Here is a 16,828-nt window from a genome sequence, read left to right as displayed (position 1 = left end):
TCTTTTGCCAAGTTCTTACTTCTAGGTTTGGACCAACTCAAAAATATTTTATTACTCATTTTTGGTTATCCTTATCCTTTATGGAGATACTTTCTATCCAAACCATAATAATTAGTTATCCGTTATTAAAAAATCTTGTTGATGTGGTTTATTAGTATCATTTTGTTCAATAGGAATCAATGCCGCTTAAGGGCCTCTGGCAAGTACATTTTGATTTAAGGGAAAGTAAAACCTTAAATATAGTAATACAAAGCAAAAGTGCATTGTGCAAAAACCTTAGTTTTTTTATGGTTTTTATCTATTTAAAATTATATAAAACCCCACTCTCTTTGTGGTTTCTATATAGAAAGAAACAATCATCTAATTATTTGACATTTAGTCGATTAACATTTGGATTTAAGCCCAAAAAAAAGAATTTAAATTTATATGAATTACGTATTCATATGACTTATCCCCCACTTTAAGATTTTTAGGTTTTAAGGGCCTATATAATGAGATCAAAAAGCACGCGATTGCACTTTTATTCTTGGCCACGAAAACAAATTGCTTTTCAATTTTAAGCTCATATTGTTTGAAAGTGAATTTTAATAATATCTAAAGCTCTAATCAACATAGTCACAATGTTATGGAAATGAATATAATACTTGAATTATTAGGAAAGTACCTAAAGTCTGATGAGACCGTTTTAGATCAAAAAACACTTTCCGAAATCAGCAAGAAGATTCAAGATATTCCATCCGAGAACTTCTTTAAGGATAAAGTTTATAATGTCATAATAACAGATATTAAATCTCGAGGATACGAAATGTCATCATTCCCTAAGCTGCTTGACTTTAAGGCATCTGTTGACACTGGTGATTTGAATGATATATGGAAACAAATTGAAGAAGAGCTTAAAAACAAAAATTAGGTTTGAGCAAAAAAAAGTCAATAACGGATTTCGAGGATGCTATCGATTTAGCAAAAGACAATTTTGCTAAGCAAAGTCGACACCTTTTAAATACAATTAAAACAAATCCTTCGATAGATGACGTACGAAATGAGGTAAACGAGCTAAACGGAAAAGCTACTCGATTCTTTCACTTATTCCAAAGATCATTAAACGAATACTTTACTGGGACTTACGAAGTAGACCAAAATATTCTTAATAGTAAAATAGACGATTCAATAAATGTAAGTTACTCAATAGTAAACTATCACAGGTTAGTTCATTCAATAAGTGAAAAATACCTATTCGAGCCTCCCATACCCGCTGAGATGGCTTATTCTAGTATCCAGAGGTTTATAAAAACACATGCTCCAGATGAGGTTTCTGCCCTAAAAGAAAAATTTTCGCAATACAATTTATCAATCGAATCTTTTAATTCTAAAAAACCACATGTCGTGAATAAAAAACAAATTTTATATGGTATTATAGTAGGGACACTATTTTTAGTTGTTCTCCTGGTCATAGCATTAACTGGGGATGGCTGCCCAACCGAGTTTCAAAGCAGAATTTTTACTCCAATTTTAGCCTTAGCCGGAGCTGGTTTTGCATCAGCTCTTCCTGGTTTTATTGAAATTCGATACCGTAATTGGATAACAGCCACTGGATCCTTGGCAGTATTTTGCGTAATATTTTTTTCCAAACCAGCTGATTTGTCAGATTTTAAGGATTGTGATGGTAATGCTGATAATAGGCAAAAAAATCTTTCAGGAATTGTTTATTACGATAATACCCCTATTGAAAGTATAGAAGTAAAACTACTTGATCAAAATCAAACGACGAACACAAATCAATTTGGCAAGTTCAGCTTTCCATTCAATTTCGGAGCCGTTGATTCATCTTTAAAAATTCAACTTAAGAACCCTAATATACAATTGGATACAGTTATCCGTATAGATAAGGTAGCACTGAAGCCTTCAATTGAATTACATGTTGAAAAGTATTGTGTTGTCTGCACACATAAGAATTCTGATGGCAAATTGACCAATAGGAGGAAAAAATGTAGTTCTAGTGAATCATATATTTCAAAATATGCAAAAGGTTTCACTGATAGTGGTAATGAACAAAATCTAACTACAAATTGTACTTATGGTAAATAATATGATTTCAATTTCAACCTTTAATGCTAACAATTTCCTCCTGAGATATAAATTTTCAAGAAGCATCATGAAAAACATATTTACAATTTGCTCTCTTCTATTCTGGTTTAACCAGTTTTATGGACAAGACCAAATGCCAAATGCAAGAACCAAATTAAATACGGAGGAATTAACAAAAGAAAAGGAAAATCTTTCCACATTATTAAGTTTTGTTAGCACAGGAAATTCATTTACCAATATTGGCAACTATGCAGCAATCAGTACGGCCTCAGAAACTCTTGAAGCTTCTATTTTTTTCTTACTCCCTAATGAAAGTATGTTTGCAGTTAATGTGAAAGCTGGCTCACCAAATGGTATTGCAGAAATATTTGATGAGGGTGAATTAAATAGCAATGTAAGTCTTGGTTTAGAATACCAATTCCTTCTTGGTAAGAACATATCTGTGACAGATGCCTCTATTCAAGACAAGCTAAACAACGAACGTGATGCGATTAATAAAGCCTATGACGACAAAATTATTGCTCTCGCAAGTCGGTTATCAAATCCAATTGACAAAAAGAAGGAATTTGGTGAAATTGATGCAAAAATAGATGCAATTGACGCCTATCTAGCCCCGTATAACGCAATGAGAGTAGCTGCTTTAAATGCTTTAGGTAGCAATCAATTAAACTTGCTTCAACAAATTCGGAATATTAAAAGTAAACTTGAAAAGGACAAATTAGACAATCTAGAGCAGTTGCAATATAAGTTAAGGGAATTGTATAATAAGGAACAAAACATATTGCTGAAAACATCGAACAAGTCTATAGTCAACTTACTGGCAGAAACTGAAACTCCAAAACTTGACATAACGCTATATCCCGATTTAGATAAAAATCTTGCAAAAATCAATCGCTATCTTGCTCCTTTTGATGCCATGACTGTTGCTGAGTATCAATCCAAGGTCTCAGCAAAGCAGAAAGCTTTGGTAGCGGAAGCTCATAGAATAAGAAATGATATTAAAGAAACAAAAAAGAATAATCTAGACTCCCTTCTCGATAGTCTTAATATTCTTTATAAGGAAGAAAAAGCTACTAAATTAAAGGCTCTGGCAGAAAAAGAAAAGTTTATCAAACCAGATCTGATTAAAATGCAATATCTAAGCATTGGTGGTAAAATCACCAACAAAGGATTCACCCAATTTATTGATACGTTGGACTTGGAAAATCAACTAACCAAACAAAACTATAATAGTTTAGGGTTGAACCTAAGCTATAATTCAATACGAAATTTTGATGGTGAAATTAGGGTGCCAAAAACACTTCAATTTCTCTCGTTTGGTGTAGAAGCGAGTTTAACGGATAATCAAAGTAGTCTTAATCAAATTGAAATTGTTGATTCTAAATTAATAGATGAAGAATCAAATCGAACTCAGGTTTCAAAACAAAATGCCTTTGTAGGTAATTATGAACAGGATTTAGCTTCAATAACCGCATTTTTAGACTATTATAACTTCTTAAGTCCCACGCAAAATTCAGTAGCATTACACATTAATCCAAAAATGTTATTTAGAGAAAATGAGAAACCTACCGCCTCTCTTTTGGTAGGTGTTCTGCTGCCGTTTAGAAAAAAAGATAGTCAAAAAGTAATTACAAATCTTGAGGTATTTTATAGACTCAATGACTTTTTTAATACCAGTGACACTGATAACTCACTTTTGAACAGAAATGTAATTGGTATCCAAACATCATTTCCTTTTAACTTCTAAAATATTCAGATTATGCCACACACTGTTGTTTGTTACTCACATAGAACTCCTAAAAGCTGGAACTTCCAAACTGCAGGTGAAGCCAGAGCTTTCAAAGCGGATTATGAAATTGCTAACCCAGATCATGATGTTAAATATTGGCCTTCTAACAGTTTAAATCGTATTGGGTATAGAATAGAAAGAATCTTTAAATCTATCCCATTTATTAGACCAGAGAATCTGGATTAACTCGATGATTCTGTTCTTTTTTGAGGAGTGTGTTAATTAAATTATCCAATTCACTGATATATTTGAGAAACTCCGAAGAACACGATAGAAAATACTACAAGGTTAAAGATTAGATGTAATTACTATGTATCTGATTTTCAATCTACCTATTCGGTGAGCACTTCTCTACTATCCTCTGAAAATCCCTATACACAAGGCTTTTGAGCCCTAGGTTCTAGTCCCTCCGGCTCCACTAAGGATTAATTGTTAAATTTTATCGTTGGCATTATTTTGTCAAAATAGGTGTTGAAATATTATATTTTGGTATGCAATAATTGACCCTGATTAATATTTAAAAACACCCTTTATCTTATAAAATAATCGTTCTGCAACACTTAGGTCTTCGGTAATTATCTCCGCTGTTCCCAGCATCTCTTGTGTAAAGTTGATGTCTTTTTTATAGGATGTTTGTAAATCGCCACCCAATGAAATATACACTATGTAATTTCCTCTTGCGTCTGGAGATATCGATATGTTTTTAACTTGTCCTATCAACATTCCATATTGCTGGTATGGATAATTATCCAACTTAACCAGTACTTTTTGACCCGTATTTATTTTCCCTGCATTCTGGGAAGCAATCGTAAGTCTTCCTACAAAATCTTTTTTTTCTTCTGGAAGTATCGTAAAAACAACATCACCAATGGCTACTTCTTGGTTTGTCCCCCAAAACTCATTGAAACTGACAATTCCATTTATGGAGGAGGACAATACATACCTATATTTCCAATTATTGATAGCTTTCTTCAAAGTGTTGAACGACTGCAATAGATTTTTTTTTCCTCTTGCGTACTCCAATTCTTTTTCGATGTAGGTAGCTCTCAAATTCCGATTGGCTGTAGAAAGGGCTTCCCGCATCTGTGATATGGAAATAGTGGTATTATTAAGATTCTTTTCGGCTTGCAGGTAATTCAATTCTTTAGATTCAAATTCCTGTTGTGAAATCACCCCCTTTTCAAATAATTGTCTGTAACGATTGAATTCTACATTTTTTAGATTGAGTTCCGCTTCCAAGATTTTTTTTTGATTTAATTGTTCAGAAAGTTGTTTTTTAATTTCTCCAAGGGTGATTTTATTACCAATAAGTTGATTTTGGTATGGATATAATTCTGTCAACAATTTGAACTCCAAATAGTGTTTCTCAAAATCAAGATAGGCAGGCTCTATATCCCCCAAAGTCATAGCTGAAACTAGTTCGACAGGAAAATCAAAACCATCATCTTTCAGAGCAATGGTATCGAGAATGTTGATTAACACCTTCAAATCTTCATATTTTGAAAGGCTTTTTATAACAGCAAGCATCTTGTTCTTGGCTACTGTTTGACCGTTTTGAACATAGAATTGTTCAATTTGACCGGAAGATCTGGCCACTACTTTCTCAGTAGGGTTTTTGGTGGTGATCAGCACTTTAGCTGAAACAAAATCCGGATATTTGATAATAAATGTCAATGCAATAAGGATACAGACAAATACAAAAATCATGGTAATTCCCCATCTCACAATCCATGAAGGAGGTGTGCCCAAAATTTCCTGTACTTCTTCTGATCTTAAGTTTAACTTTGTTGTCTCTTTGTTTTTTGGCATAATCAGTCTGCAAGCTTTTCCAGGGCAAGCTGGTTTTTTACAAGATTGAAATAAGCCCCTCCCTTCTCTATCAATGTTTGGTGGTTTCCTATTTCCTTTATTTTACCTTTTTCAAGCACAACAATTTGATCTGCATTTTGTACAGTACTCAATCGGTGTGCAATTATCAATACTGTTTTATTTTTGAAAACAATATTCAAATTTTCCATGATCTCAGATTCGTTGGAAGCATCCAATGCAGAAGTAGCCTCATCAAAAAACAAAAAATGAGGATCTTTATATAAGGCCCTTGCAATGAATATTCTTTGTTTTTGTCCTGTACTTATTCCTATCCCTTCATTGCCAATTTTGGTATTGAATCCCAATGGTAATGATTGAATAAAATCATAGATATTGGCCAGTTTTACTGACCTCAACAACTTATCTTCATCAATCACATCCACCCCTACGGCAATATTACTTGCTATAGTATCATTGAAAATATAGCCCTCTTGCATGACCACTCCACTACTGGCCCGCCAAGACCTATGGGAAATGTCTCTTAAGTTATGTTCTCCATAGCTGATTGAACCCTCATGAGGTTCATAAAATTTCAATATCAATTTCAATAATGTGGTTTTACCACTTCCACTGGTGCCCACGATTGCAGTTTTTTTACCCGATGGAATGGTCAATGAAAGTTTATTGATAACATCTACATCATTGCCCAAGTATCGAAAAGAAATCCTATTTATCCTAATATCATTACTGAAGTCGATTTTGGATACATATGTTCTTTTCTGATTTTCTTCATCTTCCTTGTCATGGATTTCACCCAATCTTTCCATGCTTATTTTGGCATCTTGTGCGGTTCGGATAAAATTTACCAACTGAAGAATGGGAGAATTGAGCTGCCCGATGATATATTGAATCGAAAGCATCATACCAAGGGTTATGTTGCCATTGATGACCATCAATGCCGAAGTAAAGGTAATGGCGATGTTCTTCAGTTCGTTAATAAAGGAAGACCCTATTTCCTGGGTTTGTTCCAATGCCAAATTTTGTAGGTTCACTTTGAAAAGACGGGCCTGCACAAACTCCCATCCCCACCGTTTCTTTTTTTCCGCATTGTTCATTTTTATCTCCTGCATGCCATTAATCAACTCAATAACGGTGCTTTGTTCTTGGCTCAATTGCGAAAAACGTTTATGGTCAAGTTCCTTTCTACGCTTTAAAAAGAAAAGTATCCAAACTATATAAAGTGCACTGCCCACTACAAAAATGGTAAAAATTGACAGGTCATAATAAAGTAGTACCAATCCAAAAACGAAAAGGTTGGCCAAGGAAAAGAGTGTGTTAAGTGTATCACTAGTCAATAAACGTTCAATGCGATTATGATCATTGATTCTTTGCATGATATCGCCGGTCATACGTGTATCAAAATAGGAGATTGGCAAGGCCATTAGTTTTATGAAAAAATCGGATATGAGCGAAATGTTGATACGTGTACTGAGGTGCAGCAAAATCCAACTTCGAAAAAACTCAACGCTCACTCTTCCAATGAAAAGCAAAATTTGTCCCAACAATACTGCATATATAAAATTGATATCCTGGTTCTGTATACCAATATCAACAATGCTTTGAGTAAGAAATGGGAAAATTAATTGGAGAATACTCCCTACCAAAAGGCCAACACAAAGCTGGATGACCAAGCTCTTGTACTTGAAAAGATATTGATATAAGAAAAGAAAGGACTTTTTATCGACCCTTTCCCATCGTTGCGATTTAAATTTTGGGGTAACTTCCAAGAGCAAGGCAATTCCCTCACTGGTTTTTTCGTTCGCATTGTTTCCTATCCAACGGACCAAAAATTCATCTTTTTGAAAAGACGTTAGACCAAATGACGGGTCTGAGATATACACAGTGTCATCCTTGATTTTATAGATGACCACAAAATGACTTTTGTTCCAGTGTGCGATTAACGGAAGTGGTGCTTTTTTAAGTTTTTGATAATTGGTTTTTAAAGCAAGAGACTTGAATCCAATACTTTCGGCGGCATCACTTAATTTTAACAAGTTGCTTCCCTCCCTGGTGGTTTCGGTAAGCTCTCTGATCTGCTTTAGGGATATGAGTTTACCATAATACTTGGCCACTATCTTGAGGCAGGTTGGACCACAGTCCTTTAAATCGGGTTGTTTGTAAAATGGAAAGTTTTTTTTCAAAAGAGAGCAACATAGTTAACTGAAAAGTTGGCATTCTCGTGTAAAACAATTGGGAATACTTGAAAAATATTCCCAATTGCTTCTAAATAGCATTTTTGTGCCTAATAGCAGTAGGCCAAATTGGTATTCCACGCCCCGCTACAGTATGCGGCTGCATGACTACATGATGAGAAACCGTAAACAGGTTGTGCATCAGGGGCATTACACCGGAAAGTAACTCCGCCTAAAATTTTCTTTTGCTCATTTTTGGACAATTCTTGTCCCAGATTTAACTTTTTCATTTCATAAAATTTAAGATTAAACTATAATTACTCTACACTTGTGGCCCACTACCAACAGGAAACCACAGTTCCTCCATATACTCCAGCGCAATAGCCTGCAGCATTGGAACAGTTCACGTAAGGGCTGTACGTAGTAGCAGTACCTCCCCAACTAGTAGTACATGTGGCACCACCACCAAGAATTTTCTTCTGTTCACTTTTGGACAGTTCCTGTCCTAGATTTAATTTTCTCATGGCATTAAGAATTAAAGGGTTAATAAAATATTCGAATCCTTTTAAATTATTTATTTAATCTTTTTCCTACAAATTTAGAAAGTTAATGTTTCAATATTATGAAGTAATTTAACATTATTATGTTTTTTAAGGCAAAAATATCACATGATTTCAATAATATTCTCAAATGCCATTCGCTTTATGGTTTCAAACAAAAGATGTTGATATTGTTCATTTTCCACTAACATGTTTCCGTCAAAATACTTAGTTAAAGAAGTGGCCAAAAAAATTATCGGACCTTCTTTTAACTCACTCAAAAGAATGGCATCAAAACCATCATGTCGCATTTCCATAATATCAACATTTAAAATATCTGGACTTAGGCTTATTATACAATCCTGTTCATTTTCAGCAGCCCCAAGTTTGATATTCCAATCCCATTTTTGCTTCACAAGTTTTACCCGGTCAACAAGTTTGATGCTGCAATCCATCCAACCCTTTTTCTTAAAAAAAACAGCTGTCATTTCATACCGCTGCAAATCATATTGGTAAAGCCTGGTCTTAAGTTCATACGAACTCTCACTTAAATTAAGAAGCATGGTATATTTAACTCTTTCCAGATCAAAAACTTCGGACAACATTCCAGATTGAGTGTCAGTTTTTCTCCTTTCCAAGTAGCCTGACAAACTTGATAAATCTTCAAAGCTTTTCTTGTCACAAGTGCCTATCAAATTAAGCGTCCTTCCAAAAGACTTTTTAAAAGAACCTTTGCGCCGTTGAACCAAATCTTTTTGTTCTATTTGTTTAAAACTTGATTTTGTACGACCCTGCAAATCTGTTCCAGAATCAACTTCCATCAGGTAATAAATTTGGTTTAGCAACTTCGGTCCTTTTCGCCTGATCAGGTTTAGTACTTTGTAGTAAAAAGATGGAAATTCCATTCTCAGCCTTTTTGAAAGATGGTTGAGCACATAAAGTTCTCTTTTACAACCTCCAACCGGATGAATCAAATCCACAAAGGGGATATCCGAAAACCGCCAAAAATCAGGGTACAAGGGATTACTTTCAGGCTCCTTGATTAAATAAGAAATGGGGACATTTTCCGCAAGGGCTAAATAATAGAGTGAGATTTGTTCTATAAACCAATTTAAGCCACCGACCGACACTAGGTCTAGATTATGGGTATTGCCATCTATGAAGACATTGGCTGAGTCACAATACTTCTGAATGAACTGAAGGTTGCTTCCTCCAAGAATTCCGGCGTTAGAGGCATAAATATGCTCGTGCCGATGCACACCAATGAGATAGTCTGGGATATGATCAAAATGCTCGTGGACGGCTTCAAGGATTTCCTTGTTGAAAAAGAGGTCTTTTTCTGGATTTGAAGCGATTAGGCCCGCCGATGAAAAATAATCCGGAAAGGGCCTCCAAATGTAAATATCGCCATCAACATGAATAAATGGTTCATTCTGGAGTCCGTAGGTTTTTATCTTAGCCAAGGAAAATAATTCTCGTCTAGCTTTGAATGACTCATCAAAAACCTCATGAACCTTGGTATAGGGTAGATTGAGATTATCAATCAATATTTTTTTTCCAATCGAATCAGTGTACAGCTCAACTTGATCATAGTGTCTTCTCAATGTAAGACAGCTTAGTGCCCAAGACATCCAATGATATTCTGCAGAGGTCCATCCTGCTTTAAAATCCAAATGGTTGCCATTCTTCAAATCTCCCGTCCAAAAAGTTTGTACAATTTTCATTTTTTATAAGATTATTCTTATATTAAATATAAGAATATATACTATAGTAACATTATAATAGAACAGATGGAGTTTTATGAACATGCATATAGGTTCTTAGACATTTCGGGTCATTCTGTAAGCAAAAGCTATATCAAGGAATGGATGCTATCCCATCCAAACTATCCTGCTCTAATATGTTTTTCTGATTTGTTGGATGAATTTAGTATTGACCATACTGTCGTTAAACTGGATTGGAACCAACCCCACGAAATGCTTCCGGAAAGATTGCTTATCCATGTGGTATCAGAAAAAGGTGAAACTGGTTTCAGAATCGTAAAAAAACGAGCAAAGGGAACATTTAACAATAATGACTTAGAGGGTTGGACCGGAATAACATTGCTTCTTGAAGAAAATTCTAAAATCGAACACCTTGAGCACAATGAACTCCTTAAAAATCAACGTGTTTCCAAAACCTTCCGTATCATTATATTGTCTTTGTTGGCAGTATTTCTTTTCGTAAATCAGCTCGTAAATTTTAATTGGACCATACTTATAAGTTCAGGAATTTTATCATTGGGGTTTTTCATTTCTATTCTCATAGTCGTTAAAGAAATCGGCTTAAAAAGCACTATTTCCGATTTTTTTTGCAAGACAGACCACTCCGGCTGCGACAAGGTATTGCATTCTAAATATGGTAAATTGGGTCGTTTTCTTAAGATTGGCGATCTGGCACTAATTTATTTTACGAGCCTGATATTGTTTCTTTCTTTCCTTCCAGAAATAAATACTGACCAAAAGATAGCCATTTTGACCATAACGCTCTTACCAGGCCTTTTGATCACACCTGTTTCTGTATACTATCAAATCAAGCTTAAATCCTTTTGCCGTCTTTGTTCCGGCCTTTTGTTGATTCTGTGGTTACAAGCTATCAACCTTTTTGCTTATTTCATGTATCTCGGGTTACCAAACAACCTTTTTGATGTAAGCATCCAGACTACTGTAGGGTTTTTTATAGCATTTTTGATCGCAGGTCTGTGGATAGTGGTGAAACCCTCCATCATTCAAAACCAAAGCATACCTCATCAAAATATCATGCTAAGAAAATGGAGACAAAATCCACGGTGGTTTGATGCACTTTTACCTTTGCACAAAAAAATTGATGATTCCATTTGGAGCAAAGAAATTTGTTACGGTAATCCAAAAGGGGTCTTACAGTTTCTTATCGTAAGCAATCCGTTTTGTGACTTCTGCGCATTGGCCCACAAGGATTTAGATAAAATTCTAGACAAACACCCTGAAGATATTGGAATTCGAATTAGGTTTCATTTGAAAACATCCGACCTGAAGAAAGGCAACAAGAAGCATGAAGCGGTATTACAAATCCTAAGCGCATACGAAAAACGAATATGGATAAAGGAAGGCTATCAGAAGGATTATGGCAAAGGTTCTAGAGAAATAATTACCGACTGGTACGTCCTAGGTCCTACTGATTGGAAGAAGAAGTACGGTTTCGACATGAGGCAAAAAGAATATTCGGCAACGATATCGAAACTGATTCATGATTCGATGACATGGTGCAAGAGCGTGGACATAAAACAGACCCCTTCTTTCTTTGTCAATGGACACGAAATGCCCAATCCCCATACCTTTAAGGATGTTTTTTTATTCATCTCGGACTACATACAAATTCTCAAAGATAGAGAACAGAAAAAATCCGTTGCCATTTGAAACTTCACGAATCTAATACGGCATCGCTATTTATCTTACGGTTGGCACAAAAGTATTGGAATAATGGACATTGATTAGTAAAGACAGACGGGTAGCCCAAGACACACAAGGGTTAACAACAAAATATTGTATTGGCCAATCTTAAATATTTATAATCTAAAAATGTAACCCAATGCCAAAAAACCTCCAAACCTAAGTTTGGAAACGGTCAATGATTCGGGAACCTCGCTTAGGACAGCATTAAGTTCAAAAGCGTTACTTTTTTCCTCAACGAATCCTGCAATTCCCCCTAAATCTATCGAAAACCCATGTTTATTTCCCAGGGAAGCCCCAATTCCAGCAAGAAGGCGAGGTCTTACTTTTTCTGAAATACTGATTCCAGGTCCAAATGAAATATGGATACCCTTCCGTTGCTCATCTGAAATCCAACCATAGTGTAACAAACTGGCAAAGCCAAGTTCCATTTTGGTTACATCTTCTTCCACAAACCGAACTTCTCTCTCATTTTCTGAAATTATCGTGGTGATGGATGAATAACTCTCATCATATAAGCTGGACAGATAAAAAGATGCATCTATGGACCAATAGTTCTTTTTCTGAGTAGGAAAGATAAACTCAATTTCTCTTTGATCTTCCCTGAGCAAAGAATCTCTCGGAACAAACAACATACTAACGCTCGAAAGTTCTTTTTTGAACTGAATGGGCAGAGAAACAAAATCCTCGTCTTTATCCCTTAGATACAAAACACTCTTCAGCATAGCGGCTGCATTTTCCGCCTTAACCATTTCCATCATCTTGGTGGAATTTGTCTTCAATGAACCATATTTTGATTTAATATCCTTGTCGATTGTTTTAAATACTTTCTCAGCTTCTATCTCCTTTTTCTTTCCCTCTGAAAATGTCAAATAATTCTTTTCCTCCCTCACTAAGTTTTGTTGAAACTGCAGCATTTCAATACGTAGATATTCTATTTTCTTTAGCGCATCATCAAAGTCAAAAATCATTGAAATTGATCCCGAATTATCCACCGCTTCCAATTGTTTTTTCATGATATTATATTTCAATTGGTCTAATTCATTCGTGAAAGTGTTGTTTTGGTCTACTTTTTCATTAATGTCCCTTTCAGCTGCAAGTAATTTTTCCTTTAACTCTCTACTTTTAACCGAAACATGCTCATCCTCCAATCTGGGGGGTATCACAAACTTCAATTGCGTTTGAATTTCAGGAGTGATTTCCGTGTCCAACTTCAAATCTGTGTCTGATTTCAACGAAGATGCCAAAGCAGTAATAACATCTAACTGAACATCTGCAAATGTTGGTGTGGACATTTTAGTGGTAAGGGTGGTATCCTTGGAATTCAGAAGGACCTTCCATCTATTAAGATTAATATTTTCCACGCGAATTTGAAAGAAATCACCTGTTTTAAGATTTTGAGGAAGGTTAATGGTTTTTGTAGCGGTTGAAAAATCAATCGTAATATCTGCTGAGTTCCCTTCATAATATTCAACTTGCCCTACCGCCACACCAGCAATAAAAAATGCGATAATAAACAGTATGTTCTTATTCATTAGTTCTGTTTTATATTGAAATGTTGTAGGGAATTCTATCATCGATATCTCCCAAATTTATTACCCGGTTGGTCGAAGCCAAGCCCCAACTATAGCAATGGCCATACCCAAAAAGGTCGTCCCCATGTTAGCTACGTTTTGTGGGACATTTTCTGTTTTGGTGCTGAGAAAGGCCCAAATAACCACTGAGGCCAAACCAATTAGAATATAGGCCCAAGCATAAATGGACCCAAACAACTCCTTTTGCTTGTCTTCCTTGGCAGGAGAAGAATAGGTGCCGAGGCTCTGCATTTTTAACTGTCTTCTGGATATGGGTATGTTGACGCCCTTGGGTGGAGCAGATTTAGGAACCTGCACGCCAAATGCTGTTGCGACGATTCCCCCAACCAGTCCGGTAAGGGCACTAGTAATGTTCATGAATACCAAGTTCGGGGTCAAATCTGGATTGGCTACAATTTGAAAAGCTTCCTTGAATAGGGTAATGCTGAAAATAACATAGCCGACCAAAAAAGCTCCAGCCAAAAAAACGATAATTGCTTTTCTTTCTTTCATCATGGGATTTAAAATGAATTTTTACTGTTTCTATACATTCTGAAGTTTGTTCTTTGCATTTTCTACCGACTTTCTTGCATTGATTCTGCCATAGCCATAATAAATGCTATGCCCATTAGCGTCATAATTCGCATTTGCCTCATCTATTTTATCACAACTTTGCCGCATAACTTCTTTGACTTCTTCCAAATTCAGATTTGGATTTACTGCTAAAATAAGGGCAATTACCCCGGCTGCTCCAGGACATGCACTGGAAGTTCCCGAAAACGTCGCTGTATAATTTCCCGCTGCATCGCCAACCAAGGGGTTGGTTCCAAAGTCACCAGGGTTGTATCCCCTAGGGCCCGTAACGTCTGTGGTCCAAATCCCAGGGGTTAAGGGTTTTGGATGGTTGAACAATGGGTAACCAAAGTCTCCACTGGGAAATGCACAAAAAACCTCCTGTCCAAAATCACTGTACACCGATCTCTTACCTGTATCATTGCAGGCTGCAATGGCCAAAACCTTTTCGTAACTGGCATAGCCATCGTAGAAAGTATCTTCCCTGCCATTTCCTGCCGCCCAAGTAATGATGCAGCCTTTTCCATTACGCCCACTGGTCGCCGCATAGTCAATCGCCAAACGGGTACTATCTGGTAAATCAATTTTGTTGGTGTGGTTGGGATCACTTGGGTTCGACCAATCGCCATCTGGTGGCCCCCAACTGCACGAAATTACATCCGCACCATTTTCTACGGCCCAAACAAAGGCCTCTGCCTCTTGCATAGAACCCAAATTTGCGTTCAACTTAATCGGCATCAAAACGGATTCTGGAGCCACTCCTGCCGCAGAATCCAAACCAGAGGCACAAGCCACACCCGCACATGAGGTTCCATGTGCTTGTGTAGGGAATGTGGGTTTTGCATCAGACGAACCCGTAGCCATATCCTTAGGTGCTACAATTTTTCCGGAGGATATAAATTCAGGGTGGTCCGTGTCCACGGAATCATCAATAACGGCAATAACAATTCCCTCACCCTTGGTATGCTGCCAGGCAGAACGCACCTCAACGCTCGCATCCACAAAAACGGACATGAACGTAGTCTTTTCCAGATGCCATTGCTGTTGATAGATACTATTTTTATATTTTTTCTGGCGAATCAACTCAGGATGACAATACTCTACCTCATCTTTATCCAGTAAGTTTTCGGCCACTTGAAAAATTTGTTTGCCCTCAGCCTTTTTCGATTCCACAAAAAATGCATTCTTTGCGTAGACCACCTCTTTTTTAATGACCAAGTCATTTTCTTCTAAAATCCTTTTGCTTTCCGCTTCGCTTATATCATCAAAGAACTTAACAAAGATATTTTCAGTGTAAATCGAGATGGTTCCCTTATCGTCCACTAAAACCCTCCCCGAAAATTTAATGTCCTCCTCCATTGATGACATTTTCCGAACTTGGTTTCTAACCTGTTTCGCAGACTTCTCGCCCAAGGGATTGCATCGATAAATGTTCACATTGGCTTCAGGGAATGAATGAACCAACACCAAATTGTTTATCAATGTTTTTTGTTTGGTGCCCAAGTCGATACTATTGAAGTCTTTGTTCTCCTCAAATCGAACAACAACCAAATCATCGGCCTCTTTCAATTTTTGTTTTTTGGCATTTTTACCGCCCATTCTATAGGTTACCATACTTCTCTTTTTAGGGGTTATAATAGATTTTCCAAAAGATTCAACGAAAACCTTGCATATCGGGATTGGTTTTCGGTATTCATAAAATATGATTTTCGGGTTTCGCCTGAATTTATATTCTCGATTGCCGGTGTAAATGTTAAGCTGGCAGCAAATTCTATGGCATCCACATCGACGATATAGGGAATCAAATCTTCGTCAAGATCGGAGAATGGGTCCTTTACAAAGGCTTTACTTCTCACCCTATCACTGGGAAAGTAAATGAAATCAAGCTTTTTTAAGGCCATCTCTTGACTCAAAACAAATCCAATGCGGTGTAGTTGATTATTTTTAACATAGTAAACAACTTTCCAAAACTTAAGGGGAATGTGGAGGTTTTTGACTTCTTTGGATTCGTGTCCCGTATAAACAGCCACGGGGTCACTTTCCTGAAAAATGCAACCTGAAAGTACCGAAACCTTGTTTTGAACCTTGTCTATAACATAATCTTCAAGCTTTTTCCAATCGCCTTGATTGAGCAAATAATGCTGGGGAGCGATATTGGTGAAAAAAAATGTCTCTTTGGATGCGATTTCTGCTCTTTGCTTTGTTCCCCATTGCGGATACTCCCTTCGGATAACATGGCCACGATCTAAAAGATTTTTATTGTTAATGACAGGATGATCGTTTTCCTTGCATTTATAGAAATCATCTCCCACCTGTTCTTCCTTTTTAAGGCTGTTGGTATCTTTTCTGAATTTTTTGGGTCTTTCAATATCAATCCTTTGATCATGTTTGGGAATGTTGCAAGCACAGTACAGCGCAAGCCTTCTGTCCTGGTTGAAAAAAGTACTGAAGTGGGTATAATCAATAAGTTCGTATTGATTATCTTGGATTATGGGAGTTTCAATTTTAAACTTGTCACCATCACCCAAAAACCCCATATCAAATCCTTCTTCCGTAGACTCTGGCATGATTCATATTTAAAAAAGTTTTGTTCTAGAACAGTGGTCAATTGAACTAGTAATCAAAGCTTGGGAAGGGGAACTCTTTAAAGTTAACCAGAAATTTTGAAAGACGATTATACAAAAACTGCAAAAATTGTATGGTTTTTTATGTGGGCATATTAAACTACAGATGCTATTCACGCGGCCTTGGGAATCCGATGAAAGACGCTGTTTTCTGGTTTAAAAAAATAGGTTAAATG

14 protein-coding genes are annotated in these 16,828 nt (G+C 36.4%); 5 read left to right on the top strand and 9 right to left on the bottom strand.

From position 1 onward, the window contains the following. Positions 1 to 631 precede the first annotated feature (631 nt). From GTQ34_RS13945 to GTQ34_RS13930, 4 genes are all read left to right on the top strand, one after another. A complete protein-coding gene (locus GTQ34_RS13945; protein ID WP_166524423.1) occupies positions 632 to 910 on the top strand; it encodes a hypothetical protein in 279 nt (92 codons plus the stop codon). Positions 911 to 912: 2 nt separating this feature from the next. Continuing rightward, complete coding sequence (locus GTQ34_RS13940) at positions 913 to 2,085, top strand: hypothetical protein (RefSeq protein WP_166524422.1); 1,173 nt, start codon at positions 913 to 915, stop codon at positions 2,083 to 2,085. 67 nt (positions 2,086 to 2,152) lie between these two features. Continuing rightward, a complete protein-coding gene (locus tag GTQ34_RS13935) occupies positions 2,153 to 3,832 on the top strand; it encodes a hypothetical protein (RefSeq protein WP_166524421.1) in 1,680 nt (559 codons plus the stop codon). Positions 3,833 to 3,844: 12 nt separating this feature from the next. Then, complete coding sequence (locus GTQ34_RS13930; RefSeq protein ID WP_166524420.1) at positions 3,845 to 4,060, top strand: hypothetical protein; 216 nt, start codon at positions 3,845 to 3,847, stop codon at positions 4,058 to 4,060. A 324-nt stretch (positions 4,061 to 4,384) separates the two neighbouring features. Here GTQ34_RS13930 and GTQ34_RS13925 read toward each other — a convergent pair whose 3' ends face one another. The 5 genes from GTQ34_RS13925 to GTQ34_RS13905 all read right to left on the bottom strand — a co-directional run bounded on the left by GTQ34_RS13925 (position 4,385) and on the right by GTQ34_RS13905 (position 10,138). Continuing rightward, positions 4,385 to 5,683, bottom strand: a complete 1,299-nt coding sequence (locus GTQ34_RS13925; RefSeq protein ID WP_166524419.1) for an HlyD family secretion protein — start codon at positions 5,681 to 5,683, stop codon at positions 4,385 to 4,387. Positions 5,684 to 5,685: 2 nt separating this feature from the next. Continuing rightward, positions 5,686 to 7,884 carry a peptidase domain-containing ABC transporter gene (locus GTQ34_RS13920; protein ID WP_166524418.1) on the bottom strand — a complete coding sequence of 733 codons (2,199 nt, stop codon included), beginning with the start codon at positions 7,882 to 7,884 and terminating at the stop codon, positions 5,686 to 5,688. A 101-nt stretch (positions 7,885 to 7,985) separates the two neighbouring features. Continuing rightward, positions 7,986 to 8,165 (bottom strand): hypothetical protein, encoded by a 180-nt coding sequence (locus GTQ34_RS13915; RefSeq protein ID WP_166524417.1) that lies wholly within the window; start codon positions 8,163 to 8,165, stop codon positions 7,986 to 7,988. Between the two features lie 48 nt (positions 8,166 to 8,213). Beyond that, complete coding sequence (locus GTQ34_RS13910; RefSeq protein WP_166524416.1) at positions 8,214 to 8,399, bottom strand: hypothetical protein; 186 nt, start codon at positions 8,397 to 8,399, stop codon at positions 8,214 to 8,216. 140 nt (positions 8,400 to 8,539) lie between these two features. Continuing rightward, positions 8,540 to 10,138 carry a DUF6734 family protein gene (locus tag GTQ34_RS13905; RefSeq protein ID WP_166524415.1) on the bottom strand — a complete coding sequence of 533 codons (1,599 nt, stop codon included), beginning with the start codon at positions 10,136 to 10,138 and terminating at the stop codon, positions 8,540 to 8,542. Positions 10,139 to 10,204: 66 nt separating this feature from the next. Here GTQ34_RS13905 and GTQ34_RS13900 point away from each other — a divergent pair, with 66 nt between their 5' ends. Beyond that, positions 10,205 to 11,848, top strand: coding sequence for a vitamin K epoxide reductase family protein (locus GTQ34_RS13900; protein WP_166524414.1), 1,644 nt, complete (start codon positions 10,205 to 10,207; stop codon positions 11,846 to 11,848). A 149-nt stretch (positions 11,849 to 11,997) separates the two neighbouring features. Here GTQ34_RS13900 and GTQ34_RS13895 read toward each other — a convergent pair whose 3' ends face one another. The 4 genes from GTQ34_RS13895 to GTQ34_RS13880 are packed head-to-tail and all read right to left on the bottom strand — an operon-like array spanning position 11,998 to position 16,595. Then, positions 11,998 to 13,416: a coiled-coil domain-containing protein gene (locus tag GTQ34_RS13895; protein WP_166524413.1), complete on the bottom strand. Its 1,419-nt coding sequence runs from the start codon at positions 13,414 to 13,416 to the stop codon at positions 11,998 to 12,000. Between the two features lie 60 nt (positions 13,417 to 13,476). Beyond that, a complete protein-coding gene (locus tag GTQ34_RS13890) occupies positions 13,477 to 13,971 on the bottom strand; it encodes a hypothetical protein (protein ID WP_166524412.1) in 495 nt (164 codons plus the stop codon). A 27-nt stretch (positions 13,972 to 13,998) separates the two neighbouring features. Further along, positions 13,999 to 15,642, bottom strand: coding sequence for a S8 family peptidase (locus GTQ34_RS13885; RefSeq protein ID WP_166524411.1), 1,644 nt, complete (start codon positions 15,640 to 15,642; stop codon positions 13,999 to 14,001). A gap of 17 nt (positions 15,643 to 15,659) precedes the next feature. Beyond that, positions 15,660 to 16,595, bottom strand: coding sequence for a DNA/RNA non-specific endonuclease (locus GTQ34_RS13880; RefSeq protein ID WP_166524410.1), 936 nt, complete (start codon positions 16,593 to 16,595; stop codon positions 15,660 to 15,662). Positions 16,596 to 16,828 lie beyond the last annotated feature (233 nt).

This window comes from Flagellimonas ochracea (genome assembly GCF_009903685.1).
Classification (GTDB): domain Bacteria; phylum Bacteroidota; class Bacteroidia; order Flavobacteriales; family Flavobacteriaceae; genus Flagellimonas; species Flagellimonas ochracea.
The sequence above is the reverse complement of the archived record's forward strand: the minus strand, read 5'-3'. Positions and strand labels throughout refer to the sequence as shown.

What these genes read in the sequence shown, in the direction of transcription:
- GTQ34_RS13900 (WP_166524414.1), top strand. Translation starts at nt 10,205, where the DNA reads ATGGAGTTTTATGAACATGCATATAGGTTCTTAGACATTTCGGGTCAT.
- GTQ34_RS13930 (WP_166524420.1), top strand. Translation starts at nt 3,845, where the DNA reads ATGCCACACACTGTTGTTTGTTACTCACATAGAACTCCTAAAAGCTGG.
- GTQ34_RS13935 (WP_166524421.1), top strand. Translation starts at nt 2,153, where the DNA reads ATGAAAAACATATTTACAATTTGCTCTCTTCTATTCTGGTTTAACCAG.
- GTQ34_RS13915 (WP_166524417.1), bottom strand. Translation starts at nt 8,165, where the DNA reads ATGAAAAAGTTAAATCTGGGACAAGAATTGTCCAAAAATGAGCAAAAG.
- GTQ34_RS13925 (WP_166524419.1), bottom strand. Translation starts at nt 5,683, where the DNA reads ATGCCAAAAAACAAAGAGACAACAAAGTTAAACTTAAGATCAGAAGAA.
- GTQ34_RS13905 (WP_166524415.1), bottom strand. Translation starts at nt 10,138, where the DNA reads ATGAAAATTGTACAAACTTTTTGGACGGGAGATTTGAAGAATGGCAAC.
- GTQ34_RS13910 (WP_166524416.1), bottom strand. Translation starts at nt 8,399, where the DNA reads ATGAGAAAATTAAATCTAGGACAGGAACTGTCCAAAAGTGAACAGAAG.
- GTQ34_RS13880 (WP_166524410.1), bottom strand. Translation starts at nt 16,595, where the DNA reads ATGCCAGAGTCTACGGAAGAAGGATTTGATATGGGGTTTTTGGGTGAT.
- GTQ34_RS13890 (WP_166524412.1), bottom strand. Translation starts at nt 13,971, where the DNA reads ATGATGAAAGAAAGAAAAGCAATTATCGTTTTTTTGGCTGGAGCTTTT.
- GTQ34_RS13945 (WP_166524423.1), top strand. Translation starts at nt 632, where the DNA reads ATGAATATAATACTTGAATTATTAGGAAAGTACCTAAAGTCTGATGAG.
- GTQ34_RS13895 (WP_166524413.1), bottom strand. Translation starts at nt 13,416, where the DNA reads ATGAATAAGAACATACTGTTTATTATCGCATTTTTTATTGCTGGTGTG.
- GTQ34_RS13885 (WP_166524411.1), bottom strand. Translation starts at nt 15,642, where the DNA reads ATGGTAACCTATAGAATGGGCGGTAAAAATGCCAAAAAACAAAAATTG.